At 66.1% G+C, this 242-nt stretch carries 1 pseudogene; it reads right to left on the reverse strand.

The annotated features are described in order from the left end of the window. A pseudogene (locus EOD29_RS34540) lies at positions 1 to 242 on the reverse strand (FUSC family protein); the annotation flags it as partial.

Genomic DNA, 242 nt, shown 5'->3' on the forward strand with positions numbered 1-242 from the left:
GTCCAAGTTCCACCGCATCCGCCTCGATCACCGCATGGACGAGCGCAAAAGGCGGCGGGCTCTGGAAGCTCAGCACGATCGCGCTCTCGGCCGCAAGATGCGCATCGAAGAGCCGGATCGCCAGCTCTGCGGCGGGATCGGCAGTGGCGTCGAAAACCCCGCCGGCCGGGCGTGGAATAAAGGTTTCGGCCATCAGCACCACTTCCTTCAGCCGGTCTTCCAGCTGGCGCAGCTCCTGCCGG

The organism is Mesorhizobium sp. M1A.T.Ca.IN.004.03.1.1, from assembly GCF_003997555.1.
In the GTDB taxonomy this organism is placed as follows: domain Bacteria; phylum Pseudomonadota; class Alphaproteobacteria; order Rhizobiales; family Rhizobiaceae; genus Mesorhizobium.